Annotated in this window: 16 protein-coding genes; 15 read left to right on the forward strand and 1 reads right to left on the reverse strand. The window is 62.3% G+C overall.

The window, feature by feature from the left end:
* Positions 1-93: 93 nt before the first annotated feature.
* From QZ613_RS00870 to QZ613_RS00880, 3 genes are all read left to right on the forward strand, one after another.
* Complete coding sequence (locus tag QZ613_RS00870) at positions 94-3633, forward strand: AsmA family protein (protein ID WP_291981229.1); 3540 nt, start codon at positions 94-96, stop codon at positions 3631-3633.
* Between the two features lie 109 nt (positions 3634-3742).
* Positions 3743-4519 (forward strand): DUF3750 domain-containing protein, encoded by a 777-nt coding sequence (locus tag QZ613_RS00875; protein ID WP_043567460.1) that lies wholly within the window; start codon positions 3743-3745, stop codon positions 4517-4519.
* Positions 4520-4613: 94 nt separating this feature from the next.
* Positions 4614-5177 carry a sugar transferase gene (locus QZ613_RS00880; RefSeq protein ID WP_043567458.1) on the forward strand — a complete coding sequence of 188 codons (564 nt, stop codon included), beginning with the start codon at positions 4614-4616 and terminating at the stop codon, positions 5175-5177.
* A 491-nt stretch (positions 5178-5668) separates the two neighbouring features.
* Here QZ613_RS00880 and QZ613_RS00885 read toward each other — a convergent pair whose 3' ends face one another.
* Entirely contained in the window at positions 5669-6955 is a 1287-nt protein-coding gene (locus QZ613_RS00885) for an IS1380 family transposase (protein WP_043567456.1), read from the reverse strand.
* A gap of 183 nt (positions 6956-7138) precedes the next feature.
* On the opposite strand from QZ613_RS00885, the gene QZ613_RS00890 reads away from it, so the two are divergent.
* From QZ613_RS00890 to QZ613_RS00950, 12 genes are all read left to right on the forward strand, one after another.
* On the forward strand, positions 7139-8197 hold the full coding sequence (locus QZ613_RS00890) for a Gfo/Idh/MocA family oxidoreductase (RefSeq protein WP_043567454.1): 1059 nt from the start codon (positions 7139-7141) through the stop codon (positions 8195-8197).
* A 1-nt stretch (position 8198) separates the two neighbouring features.
* Positions 8199-8774 carry an acyltransferase gene (locus QZ613_RS00895; RefSeq protein ID WP_043567452.1) on the forward strand — a complete coding sequence of 192 codons (576 nt, stop codon included), beginning with the start codon at positions 8199-8201 and terminating at the stop codon, positions 8772-8774.
* Positions 8771-9841, forward strand: a complete 1071-nt coding sequence (locus QZ613_RS00900) for an FAD-dependent oxidoreductase (protein WP_043567450.1) — start codon at positions 8771-8773, stop codon at positions 9839-9841. The genes QZ613_RS00895 and QZ613_RS00900 overlap by 4 nt, the downstream gene beginning before the upstream one ends.
* Positions 9842-9855: 14 nt before the next feature.
* Positions 9856-10950: a DegT/DnrJ/EryC1/StrS family aminotransferase gene (locus QZ613_RS00905; protein WP_043567624.1), complete on the forward strand. Its 1095-nt coding sequence runs from the start codon at positions 9856-9858 to the stop codon at positions 10948-10950.
* Positions 10951-11116: 166 nt separating this feature from the next.
* Positions 11117-11755, forward strand: a complete 639-nt coding sequence (locus QZ613_RS00915) for a DegT/DnrJ/EryC1/StrS family aminotransferase (protein ID WP_291981346.1) — start codon at positions 11117-11119, stop codon at positions 11753-11755.
* Complete coding sequence (locus QZ613_RS00920; protein ID WP_291865844.1) at positions 11752-12534, forward strand: ABC transporter permease; 783 nt, start codon at positions 11752-11754, stop codon at positions 12532-12534. The genes QZ613_RS00915 and QZ613_RS00920 overlap by 4 nt, the downstream gene beginning before the upstream one ends.
* Entirely contained in the window at positions 12531-13931 is a 1401-nt protein-coding gene (locus QZ613_RS00925) for an ATP-binding cassette domain-containing protein (RefSeq protein WP_291865841.1), read from the forward strand. The genes QZ613_RS00920 and QZ613_RS00925 overlap by 4 nt, the downstream gene beginning before the upstream one ends.
* On the forward strand, positions 13924-14763 hold the full coding sequence (locus QZ613_RS00930) for a class I SAM-dependent methyltransferase (RefSeq protein ID WP_043567448.1): 840 nt from the start codon (positions 13924-13926) through the stop codon (positions 14761-14763). The genes QZ613_RS00925 and QZ613_RS00930 overlap by 8 nt, the downstream gene beginning before the upstream one ends.
* On the forward strand, positions 14760-15662 hold the full coding sequence (locus tag QZ613_RS00935) for a class I SAM-dependent methyltransferase (protein WP_043567447.1): 903 nt from the start codon (positions 14760-14762) through the stop codon (positions 15660-15662). Before QZ613_RS00930 ends, QZ613_RS00935 begins: the two co-directional genes overlap by 4 nt.
* Before the next feature lie 12 nt (positions 15663-15674).
* Positions 15675-16760: a CDP-glycerol glycerophosphotransferase family protein gene (locus QZ613_RS00940; RefSeq protein WP_043567446.1), complete on the forward strand. Its 1086-nt coding sequence runs from the start codon at positions 15675-15677 to the stop codon at positions 16758-16760.
* A gap of 3 nt (positions 16761-16763) precedes the next feature.
* Positions 16764-17954 (forward strand): phosphocholine cytidylyltransferase family protein, encoded by a 1191-nt coding sequence (locus QZ613_RS00945; RefSeq protein WP_291865835.1) that lies wholly within the window; start codon positions 16764-16766, stop codon positions 17952-17954.
* Between the two features lie 5 nt (positions 17955-17959).
* The gene (locus tag QZ613_RS00950; RefSeq protein WP_291981230.1) at positions 17960-18817 is read left to right on the forward strand and encodes a formyltransferase family protein; all 858 of its coding nucleotides are present in this window, start codon (positions 17960-17962) and stop codon (positions 18815-18817) included.
* The last annotated feature ends 65 nt before the right edge of the window (positions 18818-18882 follow it).

An 18882-nucleotide genomic window follows, 5' to 3' on the forward strand; every position in this document is an offset into this window, starting at 1 on the left:
GCTGGCGTCGATGTTGCACTCGAAGCGGCAGGCGCCGCATCACGCAGCAGCGGCTGCACCCAACAATCGACGAGGTACGCAGGATTGCCGACGATGGAAACAATGGCCAAGCCACCCCGCAGGCGCCGCTGGGCAGCCTATGTCGCGCTGGCATTTGCGCTGCTGATCGTCGCCGGGGTAAGCGTCGCGACCTGGCTACTGCTCGACGATAATCGCCTGCGTGTGGCGCTCGAAGACGGCGTCAGCGCCCTGAGCGATCGCCCCTTCCACATCGACGGCGATTTCGCGATCAGTCTCGGCCGCATCACCACCGTCCGTGGCTCGGACATTCGCTGGCTGAATCCGGCTTGGAGCAAGCAAGCAAACATGCTGTCGGCCAGGAGTCTGTCGCTTTCCATCGACCTCTGGAGCCTGGTTCGTGGCCCGATCGTGATCAGCGATGCCCAGGCGGACGACGCCACGCTGTTCTTCGAGTGGAGCAGGGAAGGGCAGTTCAACTGGACGATGGGAAACGAGGCCGAAAAGAAGCCCGGCGAGCGGTCAGGTCCGCTGCGCCTGGTTCTCGGTCAAAGCGAGCTGCGCAATGTCCGGATTCGTGTCAGCCACCCCGGCCTGACTGACGAGCTGGTCATCGACCTGCTGCGCGCGAGTCAGCAACAGGACGCGGAAAACATGCTGCTGATCAGCACCGACGGGGTGATCGGCGAGCGCCCGATCAAGGCGCAGGGGCGCGTCGGTCCTTTCCATGAGCTGATCGCCGGCGGCGCCATCGACTACAATTTCGACCTGCAGGCGCCCAATGCCAACCTCAAGGCAAGTGGGGGCCACTTCGACCGCCTGTCGGATGCGCGAGCGCCGCGTCTGGATGTCGAGCTGCTCGCCGCCGACGCTGCAGAAATCCTGAACACCCTGAAGCTTCCCGAACTGACCGCCGGCAAGGTCCAGCTGCAGGCCCGCATCGCGCCCGGCGACGATCGTCTCGCGGGCACGCTGCAGGGCAACTTCGGCGCCTTCAAGGTGGACGGCAAGCTGACGACGAAGAATCTCTCTTCGCTTGACGAGCTCTCCCTGCTGTTGCACGCCGAAGGCCCTGGTGTGGCCGCGATCGGCAGCCTGCTGGGGGTTGACCATCTGCCCGACGAACCCTTCTCCGTGCAGGTCGATGCCGGCCGCAGCGGGCGCGAGCTGCAAGTCCGGCAGCTGTCGTATGCCAGCGACGCTCTGCGCCTCAAGGCATCAGGCGTGGCGCCCCGCTGGCCGGAACTCGGCGGGCTCGACTTCGACATTGACGCCAGGGTGGCCGACCTGCATCGCTTCGCCAGGCTCCTATCGTTGCCGTCGCTGCCGGCCCTGCCGCTGAGCATCAAGGGCAGCGTCAAGGGCAGGAATACTGGCCGCGGCGATGAATTGCGCGGAGACTTCGCCCTCGGCAATATTGCCGGCGAGGTATCCGGCAAGCTGAGCGAGAAGAAGGACCTCGCGGGTTCCACGTTCAGCTATCGTGCCAGCACCGCGGACCTGCGCGAACTGGCGCGCGCGCACGGGTTTGGCCTGGCGGCGGAAGGCCCGGTTTCAGCGCGTATGGACGGGGAGTTCGCGCTGCTATCCGAACGGCTGCGGGTGACCCGCCTGGCGGTCGAGGTCGCCGACAATCAGTTGTCCGCGAGCGGGGATATCGATTTCAGGGCCGCCGACACGCTCTTCGAATTCGAGCCACAACTACGCGGCGCAGACCTCCGTGGCCTGGCGCGCCTGTTCCTGGTCCAGGAGCAGGCTGCCAATTTCCCTGCGCAAGCGTATGCGCTGGGAGGCAAGCTCAAGCTGCAAGGCTCCCGGCTGCAGTTCACCAGCAAGGATGCGCGAGCGGGGAGCAGCGTTTTCGACTTCGACGGTGCGCTCGGGTTTTCCGGCAAGGTGCCCACCGTGGACGCCAGGATCTCCGCCAGGGGAACGAATCTTGCCGAGTTGCTCAAGCCGCCGCTTCTCGCGGGCGTCCCGGCAGCGGCTTTTTCGCTGAGCACCCGCTTGAACATGTCCGATCAGGGAATGGCGCTGAATGAGCTGCAGTTTTCGCTGGCCGACAGCCGCTTGAGCGGGCGGCTGTCGACGGGCTGGCCTGGCGCGCCGGAACGGATCGGCTTCGATGTGACCGCCGCGGGCAGCAATCTGCGCGCCTCCGTGCCGGAAATCCCTGGCTACCGTGCGCCGCCGGTCGCGTTTCGCGTCGAAGCCAAGGGCACGGCCGACCCGGCGAACGTCGATATCGAACGACTCGACGGCCAACTTGCGGACAGTCGCATCGCCCTCGCCGGCAAGCTGGTCTTCAAGCCGGCCTTTTCGGCCGATGCCGTCCGCTTGTCGGTAAAGGGCCCGAAGTTGTCGCAACTGGGCAGCCTGACGGCGTGGCCGCTGGTCGATCTGCCGTTCGCCGTCAGCGGCACCCTGACCGGCAGCAAGGACGGCGTGCGCATGGACGATTTTCAGGCCACGCTCGGCGATAGTGACCTCAAGGGAAGCATGCGCATCAGTACGACGGGCCGGCCACGCGTCGACGTCGACGTGCGCTCGGACTATCTCGACCTGCAGCTACTGCTGGATCCTTCGGATGCGTCGACGAAGGCGGCCAGCGAGGTCGATGCGGCGAGTGCGGCGAGTGCGACGAGTGCGACGAGTGCGGCCAAAAAAAGGGCGAAGCAGGACGACAGGAGCGGCAAGCTGTTCTCGGACAAACCGCTGCCTCTGGAAGTGCTGCGTACCTTTGACGGAAAGCTGCTGGCGTCGCTGGCCAGGGTGGAAGGCAGGCACCAGCAGCTGAGCGACGTCAAGGCCGACGCCCGTCTGCAAGACGGCGTGCTGGTGGTGAAACAACTGCAGGGCCAGGGGCGACAGGGCAAGGTGGCGGCCAACTTTACGGTCGATGTCCGCGGCAAGCAGCCAGCCGTCAAGGGACAGCTCAAGGCGACCGACGTGATCTTTTTTGTCCGCGGGATGGCCAGGGACGACGAAGCCAGGCTTCCGCATCACACCCTCGAGAGTCATTTTTCTGCCAGCGGGAACAGCTTCAGCACCCTGGCAGCCGGGCTCGACGGCTATTTCTGGCTGCGCAGTTCGCCGGGGCAGTTTCGCTCGCTGGATCTGGACGTGCTGTTCGGCGATTTTGCTTTCCAGTTGTTCAGTGCGCTCAATCCCTTTGCCCGGAAGAAGCCGTACTCGACGCTGAAATGCGGCGGGGTTTACCTCCAGGCCAGCAAGGGACGCGTCGAGACCGCGCCGGCAGTGGTTCTGCAGACCGGCGAGCTTTCAGTGATCTCAAAAGGGACCATCGACCTGCGCTCGGAGAAAATAGCCTTCTTCTTCAAGGTCGTCCCGCTGCAAGGAGTCGGCCTGAGCGCCGGGCACCTGATCAACCCCTTCATCAAGCTGGGCGGCACCCTGCACGATCCGGCGCTGAATCTGGACGTTGAAAACGCTGCGATAGAAGGAGGCGTCGCCGTCGCCACGTTTGGCGTGTCAATTCTCGCGGGCAGTCTCTGGGATCGCTGGATCGGCTCTTCAGGCGCCTGTGAGCGAGTCGCCGACGAGGCGCGCAAGCTGCGCCGTTCTCGAAACCCGAACCAGGAGCCGGGGTTCTGACCGACCACAAGGGTGTGGGGTGCATTGTTCGCGTCGGTGGGCCGCCAGAACGAAAGTCGCCCGACAGGTACCAATGAACTTTGCGCTGATCGCAAGGAGGTGTGTGCACATGAAAGTTTCCAGGTCTTGGCCATTGCGCGTGCTGCTGGCTGTGCTCTTGCTGTTCGTCGTCCCGGTGGGCGTGGCTCTCAGCCGGCATTTGAGCGACGACAGCCGACCGGGCGACTGGCGCAACGCGCGCCACGACAGCAGCGGACAGGCGCCCGATCCGCGGCACACTCCGGAAGCGCTGATCCAGGTCTATGCAGCGCGCGCCTTCGGCTGGCGCGGCATCTTCGGGGTGCACACCTGGATCGCCACCAAGGACAGCGACGCCGATCGTTACACGCGGCTGGAAGTGGTTGGCTGGGGCGTAAGCCGCGGGATGGATGCAGTGCGCATACATTACGGAGAAGCGGACGGCTACTGGTACGGCAGCGAGCCGACATTGATTCGCCAGCTTCGTGGCGGCGCCGAGGTCGACGCGCTGATCAAACGCCTGCACGAAGCGGCCCGGGCCTATCCGCACAGTCACGAATACCGGCTGTGGCCGGGTCCGAACAGCAATACCTTTACCGCTTACCTGGGGCGGGCCGTACCCGAACTCCACCTTGACCTGCCGCCGACCGCCATCGGCAAGGATTATCTGCCGCAGGGCGGTGTCTTTGCCAGCGCACCGAGCGGCGGCGGCGTGCAGTTTTCCCTGGCCGGCCTGCTCGGCGCGACGATCGCCGCCGAAGAGGGGATTGAGCTGAATCTGCTTGGCCTGTCGCTGGGTATCGACCTCTCGCCGCCGGCAATCAAGCTGCCCGGGGTGGGCCGCGTGGGGATGTCGGACGTTGATTGACGGCGCGCCAAGCGACCGGGATCGGCCCGGCGACGGTGTCGGTCATGGCCGCTGCCGGCCAGCCAAATGTTCACGGAAGCGGATCAACTGACCGATGGCCAAGCGTTCCTTCGACGTATTGCTGAGTATCCTTGCTGCGCTGGTCCTGGTGCTTCCGGTCGTCGTCATCGCCCTGCTCGTTCGCCTGACTTCGCCCGGTCCGGCGCTGTACTGGTCTGATCGGGTGGGCAAGGGAAACCGCGTCTTCCGGATGCCCAAGTTCCGCAGCATGCGCGTTGACACACCGGCCGTGGCGACGCACCTGCTGCAGAATCCCGACACCTACCTGACCCCGATCGGCTCGTTCCTGCGCCGGAGCAGTCTTGACGAGCTGCCTCAGCTCTGGAACATCCTGAATGGCGAGATGAGCTTCGTCGGTCCGCGTCCGGCGTTGTTCAATCAGGACGACCTGATTGCCTTGCGCACGAAGTACGCCGTGCACGAGATCCTGCCCGGGCTGACCGGCTGGGCGCAGGTCAATGGGCGGGATGAACTGCCGATTCCGGAAAAGGTGAGGCTCGATGCCGAATATCTTCGTCGCCAGTCGCTAGTGTTTGATCTGTATATCTTGTGGCTGACCGTGGTGAAGGTTGTGCGGCGGGATGGGGTGGCGCACTGATGGGGGCTGACGTCCGGTCGGCGGTCACAAGGCGATGGACTGGCCACGAGAAGGCAGGTTCTTCGGTGGACAAGGCTGGGTCGCCTAATGGTAAAATCCGACGGCTCGCAAAACGAGGATTACTTTTCCCATCACTATGCCATCCAGCTTGAAGCCATTGCTGAGGCGTCTCCGGGGGACTCCTGCGTTGTTGCAGTTGAGCACGAAGACGTTTCGAAATTGCGCTCGATAACCGGCCTTTGTCCCACCTGAAGTGCTCCCCAAATCCCGCGATTGAAATCCTTGCCGACCTGATGCCAGGGCTCTGGCATACGCTAGAGCGTCTCGACGGGCGAAGTCGCCCGCGCCAGAGCATGCTGAAGGTGCGCCGAGCACTCAAGGTGCGGGTCGCCGGATCCCAATGGCATGGTGACGGGAATTCTGGACGAGCCGATGCTCGCGCATCGCGGCGCGGGGAGTTGTTGCTGGCGTGTCGAGAGAGCGGTCGCTGGCTATGGAGAGCTTGCCATGGCCTGTGCGAAGCTGCGGGTACGAATGCTGTGAAATAAGTCGGCGGTGTCGCCGGCGACCTTCAACACCCATGCCCCGGCATGGCGTACCACCTTGCCCGGCAGATGAAACAGACGCCAGCGGACGGTGGCGACTTTGTGGCGCTGCCAGTCGGTGTCCAGGGCGGCATGCTTGAACAGGACGAACAGGTTATGGGCGATGACGCCGATGCGGAAGAATGCGGCGTTGGCGGCAAACTGTCCGCAGGGCATGCGCTCCATGCCGAAGCCGATCTTCAGTTCCTTGATCCCGTTCTCGGACGTCTCGCCGCGCTGGCGATACCAGATCAAGGTGTCTTCGGTCGATTCAACCCGATTGCTGACAATGACGTGGTATTTCGGTGCGTCGTCGAACAACTCGGCCTGCCGTCGATACTTGACGACGATCAGGCGGAACGCTTTCCTGGTCTCGTTCATGCTGTGCAGCGTCTCGGCAACGGCACAGTCAGTGTAGGTTTTCCAGGCGGCTTCGGGGATTCCGGCAATGGCCTGTTGCGTCGGCCCATCCAGCCGTCCGCCGATGGCGAAGGTCTTGCCGGTGTCTTCGCAGTAATTGATGATGTCGGCCTGATAGCCGGCCGAGTCCAGGCGGACATGGGCAATCCGATGCCCTTTGGGCAGGCGTGCTTCGCACGCCTGGATGAATTCGAAGTTCTGTGTTGCCGGGGCGATATTGCCTTCCCGAAACTCGTCGAAGATCACGATACCGGCTTCAGCCAGATGGCCGATCATCGGCATGTAGCCTTGCTCTCCCTTGTAGGTAAACTGCGCTGCTTCCTTTTCGGCGACGATCTGCGAGGCGTCGCCATCCAGCGTGTGGGCGGTGAGGCCGCTCTGTCGCAGCCGCGTCGCCACGATCCGTCGGTTGATGCGATCCAGCCCGGCAAGTCCCTCGCCGGCACCGGTGCGACGCAGCCAGTCGCCTGCTGCGTCGGTGCTGGGCAGCGCATCCTGCTTGAGGAGATGGCCCAGAGCGGTGTCGTTCTTCAGCGTACGCAGGTCTTCCAATGACCGCCCACCGCCGGTCAGCATCAGCACCAACGGCGTCACATACGCACTGGCTTCATAGCCGCGCCGACTTCCGGGCTTGGGCATCTCCGTACTCAGCCAGCGATTCAATCCCACGCCGCGCACAAATTCGCCGAACACCACCAGCCCAGCATTTGCCGTCAGCAGTTCTTCCGTCGCTTCAACCTTGAACGGAAGCACCGTTTGTGCCAGAGTCCCCATCGCCCCGCCTCCTTTGCTCTCCAAATAGGTGACTGTCTCAATAACATCACTCTACCCAAGATCAAGGCTTGGCGGGGCCTTCCCGCTATCTATTCAGATTGAATCGCGGAACCTGGGTGCTCTTTCGATCGCCTCCCCCGGTTGGCGTCAGCTTCACTCTGGTCGCGCTTGTGAGAGGAATAAATGCGTAACTACCCCACGATTACCGGCCGCAAGATCCGCATGGCCCTTGTCGGTTGCGGACGCATCGCGGCCAACCATTTCGGCGCCATGGAGCAGCACGCCGAGCACGTCGAAGTGGTCGATGTTTGTGACGTTGACCGCAACGCGCTCGACAAGGCCGTCCAGCGTACCGGCGCCAAAGGGCATGACAGCCTGACCGAAATGCTTAAGTCGACGACCTCAGACATCGTCGTCCTGTCGACGCCGAGTGGGTTGCATCCCGAGGAGACGATCGAAATCGCGCTGTCAGGGCGTCACGTCATGACCGAGAAGCCGATGGCAACGCGCTGGCACGACGGTCTGCGCATGGTCAAGGCTTGCGACGACAATGGTGTGCGCCTCTTCGTCGTCAAGCAGAACCGGCGCAACGCGACGCTGCAATTGCTCAAGCGTGCGGTCGAGCAGAAGCGCTTTGGCCGCATCTATATGGTCAACATCAATGTGTTCTGGACGCGGCCGCAGGAGTATTACGACAGTGCCAGGTGGCGCGGCACCTGGGAGTTCGACGGCGGGGCCTTCATGAACCAGGCCAGCCACTACGTGGACCTGCTCGACTGGTTGATCGGCCCCATCGAAAGCATGCAGGCCTATACCTCGACGCTGGAGCGCAACATCGAAGTCGAAGACAGCGGCGTGCTCGGCGTTCGCTGGCGTTCCGGCGCACTGGGTTCGATGAACGTTACCATGCTGACCTACCCGAAGAACCTGGAAGGCAGCATCACGATTCTCGGCGAGAAAGGCACCGTACGTGTGGGGGGTGTCGCGGTCAACGAGATTCAGCACTGGGAATTCGCCGAGAAGCTGCCGGAAGACGAGCAGATTGCCTCGGCCAACTACGCTACCACCTCGGTCTACGGTTTCGGGCATCCGCTCTACTACGACAATGTAATCAAGGTGATGCGCGGCGAGGCCGAGCCGGAAACGGATGGCCGAGAAGGCCTGAAGTCACTCGAGGTGCTCATCGCCGCGTATCTTTCGGCACGAGACGGCAAGCGCGTCGCCTTGCCGCTGGATTACTGACATGGCAGTCACCATTCACCCCTCCGCGATCGTGGACGAGGGCGCCCTCATCGGCGATGGCAGCCGTGTCTGGCATTTTGCCCATATCTGCGCCGGTGCGCGCATCGGCAAGGGCTGCTCTTTCGGCCAAAACGTGTTCGTCGGCAACGACGTTACCATCGCCAACAACGTCAAGGTACAGAACAACGTCTCCATCTACGATGGTGTGCATCTTGAGGACGATGTCTTCTGTGGTCCGAGCATGGTTTTCACCAACGTCTACAACCCGCGCTCGGCGGTCACTCGCAAGAATGAGTACCGGGCAACCAAGGTGAAGAAGGGTGCGACCCTGGGTGCCAATTGCACCATCGTCTGTGGTGTCACCGTTGGTGAGTTTGCCTTCATCGCCGCCGGCGCGGTAATCAATCGCGACGTCAAGCCGTATGCCCTGATGGCGGGTGTGCCAGCCCGACAGGTCGGCTGGATGAGCGAGCATGGCGAACGGCTTGACCTGCCGCTCGAGGGCGACACTTCTATCCAGTGCCCGAACACCGGCACGACCTACAAGCTGACCGGGACGACACTGGCGGTCGAATGAAGGTTGCAGTCATCGGCGGCGGGATCAACGGCGTCATGACCGCGTGGGCCTTTGCCAGGCATGGCGATTCCGTTGATCTGTACGAGAAAGGCCATTTGATGTCCGCCACCAGCCGCGCCTCTACCAAGATGCTGCACGGCGGCTTGCGTTACCTTGAACATGGCCATTTGGCGCTGGTGCGCGAAGCACTTCAGGAACGCTCGTGGTGGATCAGGCAGGCGCCGCACCTGGTTCGGCCACTGGAGTTGCTTATCCCGATTTATCGGAACGGTGAACGAGCAAAGTGGCTGGTCGGTGCAGGCATCAGGCTCTACGACCTGCTGGCAACGGGATCCGGGTTCCCGCGTAGTCGCTGGTACGCTGCCGCCGACGTGGCCGAGAGCTTTCCGGGCTTGCAGCGCAACCACTTGCTGGGCGCCTACGGATACTGGGATGCCCAGATGGACGACTACCAGCTCGGCCTCTGGGCAGCCGAGAAGGCCAGGGAGTCAGGTGCAAGACTTCACGAGCAGAGCCCCGTACTCAGGCTTGATCCGACGACTGGAGAGGTATCCACGGCCGGAGCCGGTGCATGTTACGATCGCATCATCAATGTGGCCGGACCCTGGGCGGAGGAACTCCTCATCAGGTCAGGCGTGACCAGCGCCTACCGGCTTGACCTGATCCGCGGCAGTCACATTGTCGTCTCCGGCAGGCTCGAGCAGGGTTGCGTTTTGCAGGTGCCCGGCGAAAAGCGCATCCTGTTCGTTCTTCCGCACGGGGAAGAGACCTTGCTCGGCACGACCGAAGTCCGCCAGGAGAGCACCGAAAAGTGTGCGCCAAGCGATGACGAGATCGAATACCTGGTTGGCAACTACAACCGCTGTTTTCGGGAAAAAATAGCGTGTTCGGATATAATCGGGAGCTTTGCCGGCATCCGGCCGATTGTTGCCAGCAAGACGGATTTTTCGGCAGCCAGCCGGGAAGCGGTCATTGAGCGTCACGATAAGCTCATCAACGTCTTTGGCGGCAAGTGGACCACCTCGCGAGCACTGGCCGAAGCAGTCATCACGAAGTCGCAGCATTGAAAGTAGCCATGACAATCCAGTTCATCGACCTGAAGGCCCAGTATCAGGCACTCAAGAGTTCCATCGACGCGCGCATCCAGCAGGTACTCGACCACGGCCAGTACATCATGGGTCCGGAGGTCGCGGAACTCGAAGCGAAGCTCGCCGAGTACACGGGTGCCAGGCACTGCATCACCGTTGCCTCCGGTACGGAGGCGCTCCTCATTGCCCTGATGGCCCTCGATGTCAAGCCGGGTGACGAGATCATCACCACCCCATTCACATTCGTCGCCACCGCCGAAGTCATCGCCTTGCTCGGGGCCACCCCGGTTTTCGTCGATATTGAACCGGATACCTGCAACGTCGACGCCAGCAAGATCGAAGCTGCGATTACCCCCAGGACCCGCGCCATCATGCCCGTCAGCCTCTACGGCCAGCCGGCGGATATGGACGAAATCAACACCATCGCCGCCAGGCACGGCCTGACGGTCATCGAAGATGCCGCGCAGAGTTTTGGGGCCGAATACAAGGGCGAGCAGAGCTGCAACTTGTCGACTATCGGCTGCACCAGCTTCTTCCCGAGCAAGCCGCTGGGCTGCTATGGCGATGGTGGGGCAATCTTCACCAGCGACGATCATCTGGCCAGGGCGATGCGCGAGATTCGTGTCCACGGCCAGGAAAGGCGCTACGTTCATACCCGCATCGGCGTTGGTGGCCGGATGGACACTCTCCAATGCGCCGTGGTTCTCGGCAAGCTGGAGCGTTTCGAGTGGGAGGTCGAACAGCGCCTGAGGATTGGAACCCGCTACAACGAACTGTTTGCCGGCAAGGTGTCGACCGTCACCCAGCGCCCGGACCGCACCAGTGTCTTTGCGCAATACACGGTCTTTGTCGAGAATCGCGAACAGGTTCAGGATAAGCTCAAAGCCATAGGCGTGCCCACTGCGGTGCATTACCCAATCCCGCTGCATCGCCAGTCGGCCTATGCGGCACTGGGCAGAATCAGCGGGAAGGTCTCGTCGTCGGAGGTCATGGCTGGCCGGGTCATGAGCCTGCCGATGAGTGCAGATCTCTCCAGGCAGGAGCAGGAGCACATCGTCCAGCTGGTGATCGAGGCGCTGGGCAGGTGATCAAGATCGTCACCATCGTTGGCGCGCGGCCCCAGTTCATCAAGGCGGCCGCCGTTTCCCGGGTTATCCGCAACGATTTCACCGACCGCGTTTCTGAGGTGCCGCTCCGTACCGGCCAGCTTTCGTCGGCATCCGTCCGGAGGCCTGCAACATCGACACGGCCCTCATCGAGGTGGCGCTCACCCCGCGCAGCGGCGCCGTCATGTCGGCCTACCTCTACGGGCCGCCGGACGACATGGACGACATGGACGACATGGACGACATGGACGACATGGACGACATGGACGACATCGCAGCGAAGCATGGGCTGCCGGTGATTGAGGATGCCTGCCAGAGCTTCGGCGCCGTCTACTTGGGCCGCAAGCGCTGCAAGCTCTTGACCGTCGGCTGCTACGGCGACTGCCACGCGCGCAATCCGCGTCCAAGGACAAGAAAGGCGCTCCTACCGCATCGGCGTCGGCGGCCGCACGGACACTCTACACAATGCGTGATCGTCCTCGCCAAGCTCCACCGCTTCGACTGGGAGGTAGAATGCGGCAAGGGCCTAGGCGCGGGCTACGCGCAATACACGGTATTCGTCGAGAACCGCGAGAAGATGCTTGAGGTGTTCAAGAACGCGGGCGTCCCGACTGCCGTGCATTGTCCCGCGTCCCTCCATCGGCAGCCGGCCAACAAAACGGAGGGCCCAGGCCTTGCCCACACGGCGCGGGCGGCAGCTCGCGTGGTGAGCCTGCCGGTGGGCGCAGATCTGGCGACAACGGGCCAGCGTAGAGTAGTCGTAGTCCCTAAAGAGGGTATTGCATGACTTTATTGAGCAATTTCATCTCGCATCGCCGCCTGCTCCTACGCTCGATCAAGGTCGAGATACATGCGCATCATGCCGGCACCATACTCGGATTATCTTGGATCGTGGTTGGTCCCTTCCTGCTCCTTGCGCTCTATTCCCTGATCTATGCCGTGATCTTCAAGGTGAAAATGCCTGGTTTGTCGCAATCCGAGTACATCCTCAACGTCTTCTCGGGTCTGGTGCTGTTCCTTGCCTTTGCGCAGGCGATGGGTGCTACGACCTCCGCACTCAGCCGTGATCGCAAGTTGTTGTTCAGCAACTACCCGCCGGAATTTATTCCGGCCAAGGCGGCTATTGCCGCCTACCTGATCGTGCTACCGGGCTCGGCCTTCGTCATTGCTGGCGACGTCCTGCTGTCCACACCGAGTTGGCACCTGCTGCTTTTGCCCGTGGTAGCATTGCTTCAGTTGTGCTTCTCGGTCGGCCTCGGCTGTCTGTTGTCGCTGCTTGGAATCGTGATGCGCGATATCACCTTTTTGATCCAGTACATCGTCATTGCTTTGATGATCGTCACACCGATCGCCTATACGCCCGATTCAGTGCCGGCGCGCGTCAAGCCACTGCTCTATCTGAACCCGATTTACTATCATGTGTCGGCCAACCAGCATCTGATACTGCTCAACGAGCTGCCGCCCATGATTGAGATCGTGCTCGGTACCAGCATTTCGATCACCATGCTTCTGGTTGGCATCTGGGTGTTCCGGCGAGCACGCGTCGCGATGATGGATTTGCTGTGAGTCGTGCACTTGATACGGACGCACCGGCAAGCACCCTGCACCGCGTTGGGCACGATGTTGTGCCGGAAGGTAAGACGGCGCCGGTGATCTGTATAGAGGGTGTCAGCAAGCTGTATCCTGTTTTCGACAACGCTTGGCAGGGCGTGCGCTACCTTGCCCGTGCCGTGTGCCATGGCCGTGCCGATCCGCGTGACATCGCCGGATCAGTGCCGGCACTTCAGGATATCAACTTGTCCATGGTGCGCGGCGAGCGTGTCGGCATCATCGGCCGCAACGGCGCTGGCAAGTCGACCCTACTCAAACTGCTCGCCGGCACCTTCCCGCCAACCACCGGCACGCTTCATGTCGACGGCGAGATCTACTCATTGCTGCCTGGCTCAGTGAGCCTCTCGCAGGAATTGTCGACGCTCGAGAATGCGCGCCAGCACCTGTCGATGCTGTCGCTTTCGCCAAACGAGCTCGACAGGGTCATCACCGAGATTCGCGATTTCACCGAACTTGGCGACTACTTCACACAGCCGGCCAAGAATCTGTCGCTCGGCATGCGGGTGCGGGCCGAGTTCGCCATCGCCACCGCTCACATGGCGGACATCGTCATCATTGACGAGGTACTCGGCGCCGGCGACATCTACTGGGAGGAGAAAATCGCGCGCCGCATGGAACATCTGTGCTCGTGCGGCACCACACTGCTGCTGGTGTCGCACTCGCTGTCGCAGGTCACGCGGTATTGCGAGCGCGCCATCTGGATCGAGCGCGGCAGGACGGTGCTCGACGGCAACGCGATCGAAGTGAGCAAGCGCTATGAGGGTTTCCTCGAACGGCTCAGTTGGCACACCGACGACCTCGACGACAAAACCGTGTCGATCAGCGAGTCGGCCGCCGATCTCGGCGATGAGCAGTTGCCGGACAGCGGCCAGGTCGTGACGCGCTGGCCGGGCCGTGGCGACGTCAAGGTGAGCGGCGTTTGGATCAACGGCGCTGCGGAGACTCGTCTCTCGGTGACCCACGGCCAGCCGCTGGTCTTTCGCCTGACGCTACGCGCAGAACGTGGGGGTGATTTCCGGCTGCGCTACCTGTTTACGTTCTGGGACACCCTTGGCCGTCGGGTTGCCGTGCTCGAAAACGACGTCGATGCCGTGCATATCGAGCCAAGCGTGAGCCATGAAGTTGGGGTGACATGCCCTCAACTCGTTTTGGTGAGCGGCAGCTATCATATCACGCTGACCATCACTGACACCGACAAGGCACTCGGGACGGTTGCCGAAGGCGCCATTCGCCTGGATGCGCTGTACAAATCCTTCCACCTTGACGTAATCGATCGCGCTCCCGTCAGTATGCCAGGACAGCGACCGGGTTACCGCATCCCCACCATCCTGGAAATCTCTGATCATGTTTGAACGGTTTCGCCAGCACATGGAGCGCGAGATTCTCGAGAACGCGAGATGTCGCCACCTCTGCGCCACCATTGGCGCCCACCTCAACCGCCTTGCCTACCGCATGGTCTGCCTGTCGCGGGCGTGCGTGCGCTTCATGAATCACCATGTCACGCACGCCGAGTCAGACTGGTTTGCCAATGGGTTGCCTGCGCTGCATGCTCGAATCGACGATATCCTCGAACGCCAACGCAAGGAGTACGGCAGCTACTACTACTTCTACGGTCATCCCTACCAAGCACTTGGCATTCTAGGCGTGTACGGTGAGCGCTCGACCGAAGAGCGCTTCGATGCCTATGCACTGCGCGAACTGATCGGACCCGATGACCGCATCCTCGACATTGGATGCAACTGCGGCTTCATGGCGCTTTACACCTCGTTCCGTACCGGCTGCCAAGCGGAGGGCATCGACATCAACCCCTACATGATCGAGATTGGCCAGCAATGCGCCAATTACCTGCGTATAGCGGACCGGGTCAAGCTGGTGCCGACGCGTATTCAGGAGTTCTCTGCGCCGGGCCGGTTTACCGCGGTGTTGTCATTCGCCACCCATTGGACCGACGACGAGAATTACCGCGTACCGTTACGCGAGCACTTCGAACGCTGCGCCGGCTATCTTGCGCCTGACGGCAAGCTGATCTTCGAGACGCACGCCAATGATGTCGGTAACGCGGCCTTCTATGAGGCCATCGACACTTTTGCCGATCTGTTCTCTCTTGAATTGAAACGCGACACCGACCGGGGAACCCGGCATTTGTACGTGTTTCGCCGTGTCGCTCCAGAAAGTAGCCAATGACAACCCTCGACCCCACCTCACGAACCTGCATTTCCTGCAGCAGCAGAGACCTCCTCACCCTCGACACCTACAAGCGTTTCTGGCATTGCTGCAAGGCCTGCGGCACAGCCATCAGTGAAGAAAGGGCAACTTACCCGCTGTCGATGCTGCCATATGCCGACCTGAAGAAAAGCCCAGTACTCGACGAAGAAAAGATGTACGACTATTTCGTCGAACAGGTGCACATTGACTGGTCGGAGCAAGAAGGCCAGGACTTCATCCGCGATTATCTCGAGCCATCCGGTGTCGAGGTGGCCGGCAAGAATCTACTCGACATTTCGGGCGGCAACGGCCACTTCATCCGACAGATCGAAAAGCTCGGCGCGCACATAACGCTCACGGAAATCAACAAGAAAACCATCCAGTATGCTCGCGCCACGCATGGCTTCAAGGTGTTTGAGTACAACCTGAACGAGCACGACCTCGCTTCGCTGACGCAGGACAAGTACGACATCGTCTTTGCGCGCGCATGCATCATGTTCGCGCACGACCTGGGCAAGTTCGTCGACGAAATGAGCGCCGTGCTGAGCCCCGGTGGCCAGGTGATGATTAACCATTCGGTGATGCCGACTCTCGGCGTCCTGTTGCGCACCCAGCTTGACGAGTTCAGTTATTTTGTGCTGCGCCAACCGGAAAGCATTATCGATGCCTTCGTAAAGCGCGGCTTTACGCTACAGCACCGCGCCGACGAAACCGACCCTGGCCTATACGTTTACGACCACGATCTGCTGCCGCACTGGCGCTGGGTGTACCGTCTATACGAATGGCGCGCCATCAGGGCGATGGCGGGCAATCGCCACTTCGCCTGGCCGGCGCGCGACCGCCGCCGATCGACCCTGGTGTTCCGGCACGATGTCTGAGGCCTGGCACTGATGTTCGACTGGTTTCGCCAGTACGGCAAAAGCATCCTGTTCCTCAGTTCGGCTCCGATCGACGAGGTGTGGACGCGCTCGACCGCACTCGCCTGCCGTCGCAGCGGCAAGCGTGTACAGGTAATCATGTGCGGCAATGCGACCGAAGGCGGCGACCATGCCGTTAGTCTTTACCGCGCGGCCGGCATCGCAGCGAGCCAAGGCGTGTCGTTCGTCGATGCCGCCGCGGAACGCTGCGCTATCGCGGTAACCGCCTCGAGCGGTCTCGACCGCGGCATCTTTCCGACGAGGGGGCGCTTGTTCGTACATATGCCGCATTCGATCGCCAGCTTGCACATGATATACCCGCCCGGGTCCTTCGATGGCTACGACGTGCTGCTGGCCGCCGGGCCCCAGCACGATCGCGAGTTCCTGGCGCTGGCAAAGGCGCGCGGCCTGACCGGCCGGCGAGTGTTGGCCGCCGGTTATGGGAAACTCGATGTGCTGGTCGAAATGGCCAAGCAGGGCAAGCCAGCGCAGAATGCGCGGCCGAAGGTTCTGATCGCCCCGAGTTGGGGGCCGGACAATCTCCTTGATCGCTGTGGTCCGGCACTGGCCGAGCAGCTTGCCGCCCAGGACTTTGATGTTGTGGTGCGACCGCACCCACTTTTTTTCCTTGAACATGCGCCGGTGCTGGACGGGTTGCGAACCTTGGCTGGGCGCACGCCGTGGGTCACGCTCGAGTCGCCCTTGGATGGCGACAAGGCGATCTTCGACGCCGACGTGCTGGTCGGTGACTATTCCGGCACCAGCTTCGAGTTCGCGGCATTACGGCGCCGTCCGGTGGTCTCGGTCGACGTCGGTCTGAAAATCGCCAATCCTGATTGGGCTAGAGTTGGCCTTGATCCGGTTGAGTTGGCGCTGCGCGCAGAACTGGGCCCTGTGGTGGCGCCCGATGCCGCCACCGTGGTCGCGGCTGTACGGGACATGCTTGCGTCGCCGCGTGCAATCAATGGCGACACCCTGGCGCGCTTCCTTCACGGCAGGGTGGGCGACTGCGGCGTACGCGCCGCCGGGCTGCTCGATCGACTACTGCGGGAATCCTGACACATGGCCCGTGCCGTCATCCTCGCAGCCGGTTTCGGAAGCCGCCTGATGCCCCTGACAGGTGACCGCCCCAAGGGCATGGTGGCGCTGGCCGGCATGCCGCTGCTGGCGCGCCAGATCGAGGTGCTGCGCGCCGGCGGCGCGTCCGACATCAATCTGGTCGGCGGCTATCACATGGAATGCCTCGCGCCACTCGGCTGCCCCGTGATCGCCAATCCAGCTTATGACACGACCAATATGGTCGAATCGCTGATGTGCGCGCGCGCACTGTTCGATGGCCGCGACGACCTGCTGATGTGCTACGGCGACATCGTTTTCGAGCCGCGTGTGCTGCTGGCCGTGTTGCAGGGCACGGGTGACGTGATCGTCGCTGCCGACCGGCAGTGGCGCACGCTGTGGAGCGCCCGTATGGAAGATTACGCCTCGGACGTCGAGACCTTCCGGCTACGCGACGACGGCGCGCTTGCTGAAATCGGCAAGCGTCCGCGCAGCCTCGACGAGGTGCAAGCGCAGTACATCGGCTTGGTGTGCTTCCCTGCTTTGCAGCATGCGCGCCTGCTGGCATTCTACGATGGGCTGGATCGCAATGCGCAATACGACGGTCAGCCGTTTGCGAAGATGTACATGACCAGCTTCATTCAGCAGCTGATCGATGCCGGCTGGAACGTGCGGCCGGCGCTGATCGACAACGGGTGGCTCGAGGTCGACACCCTGGACGACCTGCGCCGCTATCACGCCATGGCAAGGCAGGGTACGCTCGACGCGATTTGCCATCTTGCGCCGGCGCCCGATCCGAGCGCGTTGATTGGGGAGCTGGTTCCCGCCGATGCGCGAGCCAACGCAGGCGAATGCGATGTCGCGGAACTGGCGAGCCGGGCGCGTGCGTGGACCACGCTTGCGCCGGCAGACCAGCAACTCCTGGATCGCCTGGCGCGCAAGATCGAGATTACCGGCACTCTCAAACGCAGCTACACGCTTTCGGACATGAAACCAGCGGCAAGTAGCGAGAACGCCACGCCCGCACAAGCCAGTGCACTGCTTGCGGCCTATTTGATCGGCTATGACCTCGACGGCGACGCACGCCACCTCAACACCGTGTTGAAGGCTCTGGACGGTGGTCTGCACACCCCGCGGCCGGCTCTGTCGCTGGCACTGGACCACGCATGCGCGACACGCCTGAGGGAATGGGAATGATGTCGATGGCCGTGACCGAAATCAATCTGACGGTAATCGGCGATCGTGCCTGCAGCACGACGCGTACGTATTTGACATACTTGCGCGCCGCCGGCCTCCGGCCACGCCGCCTCTGGCTGGTGGATTTCGTCAGGCCGACGCCCACTTTGTTGCGGCTGCGCGCCCTGATCGGCGAGCGCCTGGCTGAACTCTGGCGGCGCAGCAGGGCGCCGCATGCACAGGCCACAGATGCGGATTACCGCGCCCTGTGCCTGCAGTTGCAACGGGAGGCCGGGTTCGATCCGATTGATCATTTCGGGCACTGGCAGTCGCAGGAACTTGCAAGCAAGGTCGAGCAGTTCAGCGCTTCCGATTTTCACGATCCGGTTCTGCAGCGGCGCTTGCTGAACATGACAGACACGGCTTTTTTGTACACCAACGGCGGCATCGTGCCTGCCAGCCTTCTCGACAAGCCGGGGGTGCGAGTGTTGCACATCCATCCGGGTATCGTGCCCGATATTCGCGGTTCGGACTGCCTGCTTTGGTCGGCACAGGTGCGCCGTCGCATCGGCGTGAGCTGCTTTTACATGAGTCCTGGTATCGACGAAGGCCCGTTGATCGGCCAGCACGAAACCGATCTCCCGCACCTGCCGACGATGGCCGAGTTACTCCCCGCCGGTCGCGAGCCGGAGTTGTATCGCGCCCTACTGTTCGCGGTCGATCCGCACTTCCGGGCACGCCTGCTGGTTGAGGTGCTACAGCAGCATCCGGGCACGGACCTGCGCAGCTTGCCTTTCGTCACCCAACCGCCGGCTCGACGTCCAGCCTACCTATGGATGCATCCGCGCCTGCGCACACGTGTCATGAAGGACGCCTTCCTGTGAAGCCACAACTGATCATCCTCGGTGCCGGAGCTCCACGCGAGGAGGGTCGGCCGTTCGGCCTACAG

The organism is Candidatus Accumulibacter sp. ACC005 (genome assembly GCF_907163215.1).
GTDB lineage: Bacteria > Pseudomonadota > Gammaproteobacteria > Burkholderiales > Rhodocyclaceae > Accumulibacter > Accumulibacter regalis.

Excerpts from the sequence above, each read along its gene's own strand:
- QZ613_RS00870 (WP_291981229.1), top strand. The coding sequence starts at position 94 with ATGGAAACAATGGCCAAGCCACCCCGCAGGCGCCGCTGGGCAGCCTAT.
- QZ613_RS00875 (WP_043567460.1), top strand. The coding sequence starts at position 3,743 with ATGAAAGTTTCCAGGTCTTGGCCATTGCGCGTGCTGCTGGCTGTGCTC.
- QZ613_RS00880 (WP_043567458.1), top strand. The coding sequence starts at position 4,614 with ATGGCCAAGCGTTCCTTCGACGTATTGCTGAGTATCCTTGCTGCGCTG.
- QZ613_RS00885 (WP_043567456.1), bottom strand. The coding sequence starts at position 6,955 with ATGGGGACTCTGGCACAAACGGTGCTTCCGTTCAAGGTTGAAGCGACG.
- QZ613_RS00890 (WP_043567454.1), top strand. The coding sequence starts at position 7,139 with ATGCGTAACTACCCCACGATTACCGGCCGCAAGATCCGCATGGCCCTT.
- QZ613_RS00895 (WP_043567452.1), top strand. The coding sequence starts at position 8,199 with ATGGCAGTCACCATTCACCCCTCCGCGATCGTGGACGAGGGCGCCCTC.
- QZ613_RS00900 (WP_043567450.1), top strand. The coding sequence starts at position 8,771 with ATGAAGGTTGCAGTCATCGGCGGCGGGATCAACGGCGTCATGACCGCG.
- QZ613_RS00920 (WP_291865844.1), top strand. The coding sequence starts at position 11,752 with ATGACTTTATTGAGCAATTTCATCTCGCATCGCCGCCTGCTCCTACGC.
- QZ613_RS00930 (WP_043567448.1), top strand. The coding sequence starts at position 13,924 with ATGTTTGAACGGTTTCGCCAGCACATGGAGCGCGAGATTCTCGAGAAC.
- QZ613_RS00935 (WP_043567447.1), top strand. The coding sequence starts at position 14,760 with ATGACAACCCTCGACCCCACCTCACGAACCTGCATTTCCTGCAGCAGC.
- QZ613_RS00940 (WP_043567446.1), top strand. The coding sequence starts at position 15,675 with ATGTTCGACTGGTTTCGCCAGTACGGCAAAAGCATCCTGTTCCTCAGT.
- QZ613_RS00945 (WP_291865835.1), top strand. The coding sequence starts at position 16,764 with ATGGCCCGTGCCGTCATCCTCGCAGCCGGTTTCGGAAGCCGCCTGATG.
- QZ613_RS00950 (WP_291981230.1), top strand. The coding sequence starts at position 17,960 with ATGGCCGTGACCGAAATCAATCTGACGGTAATCGGCGATCGTGCCTGC.